This is a genomic window from Nostoc sp. NOS(2021), from assembly GCF_017115025.1.
Classification (GTDB): domain Bacteria; phylum Cyanobacteriota; class Cyanobacteriia; order Cyanobacteriales; family Nostocaceae; genus Nostoc.
This window is the reverse complement of sequence record NZ_JABXKM010000006.1, coordinates 1-3,065: the sequence shown is the minus strand read 5'-3', so window position 1 is coordinate 3,065 and position 3,065 is coordinate 1. Positions and strand designations below refer to the sequence as shown.

Genomic DNA, 3,065 nt, shown 5'->3' with positions numbered 1-3,065 from the left:
ACGAGTCTTTGAACTGGATTCATCCACCTCTGAACTCCGTTAACGAGTGTTTGAACTGGATTCATCCACCTCTGAACTCCGTTAACGAGTCTTTGAACTGGATGCATCCACCTCTGAACTCCGTTAACGAGTCTTTGAACTGGATTCATCCACCTCTGAACTCCGTTAACGAGTGTTTGAAACTCGTGGACGAGTTTTTAGGGACTTTCAAGTAATAAAATATCCTAATATTTATTGTAGGATGGGCGTCTCGCCCGTCCTGTGAAGTGGGCGCTCATGTTGCCCACCCCACAAGATTAGATGATTTATATGTTGGAGTTCCCTTAGAGGAAGTCAGGACAGAGAATCAGGATCTATGCCGAGCGATCGCAATTGTTCTGCTAAGAATTCAGCACGTCGTTTTGCTTGTTGAGCTTCTTGCTCTGCTTGCTGTGTTTGTTGTTGAGCAAGTTTTTTATCTTCTTCTGGTGTTAAAAACCTTTGCCCTTGTTGGTTATACCAATACAACCACTCACGCGGAATGCCTAGATAAGTTCCCTGTTCCATACCAATTCCTAAACCAATCTCTGGTAGCCAAACAGGATTACCATCTTGAAATTCATAAACATTATTAACTAATTTGTAAACTTCTAAACGTGGCTTACGGCGACGAAATGGATTGTAAACCACATAATACAAAATCCCCAATCTTGCATACTCTGCTTTCTTGGTTGAGTACTCACCGCGATATGTCTGAGACACTACCTCTAGCGCTAATATCGGTACTCTCTTCTCTTCCCAAAGCACATAACTGAGGCGGAGGTTTTGATCGTAAAATCGCTCTACGCCCAAACTCAAAAATCCATCTGGGACTATCGCTGGTAAATCTGGGTCATGATAAATCCCCATATCAATACCAAAAAACCAATCCATGCGTTCTGCCCAAACCATCGCTAAGATAACTTTGAGCAAACCGGGAATTATATTTTGTAATTCGTTATCCACTGGGGTATCGTCAGAGTCTGGCAGTTCCTCAGATGAGGGCAAACAAGCTAATGGATCGTACTTTAGCATGATGAGTTTACTCGTCCTCAGTTATTAGTACATCTTTATTTTATAAATGAATTTTGATAGCAATTCGGCACATCCTATTTTATTTGCAAACGTCGAGAGGATCAGATCCCCGACAACTTTTACGAAGTCGGGGATCTTTTGGTCATTGGGTATTAGTTTTCCACTTGTTTGAGTTTTTGAAAAATTTCATCAAGTGGTGACTCAGATTCATCAGAACAAAATTCTAAAGCAAGTCTAACTTTTCCTTTTTTCCATCCCTGAGTACTAAACTGCAAAACTTCACAATTTAATCCTTGGGTATACAAATTTACTTCATCTGTCTCATCTGCTCCAATATATTCCTTAATTGCTGTAATTAAATCACGGACTTTAAAAGTTTTAGCAATATTTAATTTATTAAAAGTGTCTGGTTCTATAGACACAACTTCATCATGATTTAGTCTCTCGAATCCATCTTCCATAAAAATCTCCTGTCACTAAATCTATACTTTCCACAGATTTAGCAGTTCATCCGAAACAAAATGATGATTTTGTAGATTTAGTGCTACTCAAATAAAAATTCAGTAATAATTTGATGTCCGGTAAATTAGCCTATAATTGTCGCGTTACTCCTCCCCAACCCTCCCCTTACCAAGGGGCTACGGTGTGTGTACACACAAGTCGGATTTACCCCCCTTAATCCCCCCTTGGAAAGGTGGGAAACAGCAAATCCAGTTCCCTCCCCTTTACAAGGGGAGGGTTAGGGTGGGGTAGTTTTATTTAAACGGTTCTTAGAAAAACCAACCGTAAGAATGCAAACCTTTACCCAAAAGATTCACACCTAGATAACAAACCCAAACGACAACAAAGCCGGTGGAGGCTAAAATTGCGGGACTGCGCCCTTGCCAACCGCGAGTGATCCGGGCGTGAAGGTAGGCGGCGAACACTAACCAAGTGATTAATGCCCAAGTTTCTTTAGGGTCCCAACTCCAGTAGGAACCCCAAGCTTCGTTAGCCCAAACGCCACCGGCAATGATCCCAATTGTCAGCAGGGGAAATCCTAGTCCGATGATGCGATAGCTGATATTGTCGAGGGTTTCGGCAAGGCTAAGGCGCTGGGGTGAAAGGGGTTCCGAATTTTGGATTTCGGATTTTGGATTTTGGATTGGGATTGTTGTGACTAAATTCAAAACAGCGATGTTAGCGTTACCGTTGCCGTTGCTACTAGTTTCAAAACGAGCAAAGCCGTTATTTTCGACAGAAGGGGCTGATGGTTGAGAAATTAGCTCAGATGCTTTGTGCAAGCGGTAGCCGTTGCTGCGATAGCCACCAGTACCGACAGAACTACCTTGTAGTTGGATGTTTTGACCACGAGTGACAACTAAAAAAGCGATCGCTAATAACGAACCCACCATCAAAGCCGAATAACTCAACATCATCACACTGACATGCATCATCAGCCAATTTGACTTTAAGGCGGGTACTAGGGGTTCTGACGTTTGCATCTGGGATGGTAATGTCAAGGTAGCAAAAGCAGCGATCGCCATTGCGACAGGAGCTGTAACAACTCCTACTAAGCGGCTACGGCTACTATTTTCGGCAATTAGATGGACAGTGGTAATTCCCCAAGTTAAGAAAAACAGAGATTCATAGAGATTACTTAAGGGAAAGTAACCAGCTTCTATCCATCGTGCCCCTAGTAGAGTCGCCATACACAAATTCGCGATCGCCATCCCAGCTGTCCCCAAAGCGGCTAGATAAGGCAGATTCGGAAAAGCCGCTCCCCCCCAATACACCAGCATTGTCAGGAATAATATGGCAAAGGAGGCATTGTCCAGCCAGTTCTGGAGTACAACCAGGTTCATAAAGTGTTCTCTCCGTGGATGATTTAAAATACCGATTCTGACTGTTCTGATCCTATATGCTTACAGCGTCATGAAACAGGGGAAATGGGAAATAGGGCATTGGGCAATTCAATTTTAGATTTTGGTGAAGCAGCGCGGGAACAGGGGGTTTCCCCCATGAGTGACTGC

4 protein-coding genes are annotated in these 3,065 nt (G+C 43.1%); 1 reads left to right on the top strand and 3 read right to left on the bottom strand.

The genetic code is table 11. The features are described 5' to 3' along the window. Positions 1–215: hypothetical protein (locus HWQ41_RS00110; protein WP_292758560.1), on the top strand; the 215-nt coding region annotated here is incomplete at its 5' end. A gap of 118 nt (positions 216–333) precedes the next feature. Here the strand turns inward: HWQ41_RS00110 and HWQ41_RS00105 are convergent. The 3 genes from HWQ41_RS00105 to ccsB all read right to left on the bottom strand — a co-directional run bounded on the left by HWQ41_RS00105 (position 334) and on the right by ccsB (position 2,897). Continuing rightward, on the bottom strand, positions 334–1,053 hold the full coding sequence (locus HWQ41_RS00105) for a Uma2 family endonuclease (RefSeq protein ID WP_292758557.1): 720 nt from the start codon (positions 1,051–1,053) through the stop codon (positions 334–336). Positions 1,054–1,205: 152 nt separating this feature from the next. After that, the gene (locus HWQ41_RS00100) at positions 1,206–1,514 is read right to left on the bottom strand and encodes a KGK domain-containing protein (protein ID WP_292758554.1); all 309 of its coding nucleotides are present in this window, start codon (positions 1,512–1,514) and stop codon (positions 1,206–1,208) included. Between the two features lie 309 nt (positions 1,515–1,823). Continuing rightward, positions 1,824–2,897, bottom strand: coding sequence for a c-type cytochrome biogenesis protein CcsB (gene ccsB / locus HWQ41_RS00095; RefSeq protein WP_292758551.1), 1,074 nt, complete (start codon positions 2,895–2,897; stop codon positions 1,824–1,826). Positions 2,898–3,065: the final 168 nt, after the last annotated feature.

What these genes read in the sequence shown, in the direction of transcription:
- HWQ41_RS00100 (WP_292758554.1), bottom strand. Translation starts at nt 1,514, where the DNA reads ATGGAAGATGGATTCGAGAGACTAAATCATGATGAAGTTGTGTCTATA.
- HWQ41_RS00105 (WP_292758557.1), bottom strand. Translation starts at nt 1,053, where the DNA reads ATGCTAAAGTACGATCCATTAGCTTGTTTGCCCTCATCTGAGGAACTG.
- ccsB (WP_292758551.1), bottom strand. Translation starts at nt 2,897, where the DNA reads ATGAACCTGGTTGTACTCCAGAACTGGCTGGACAATGCCTCCTTTGCC.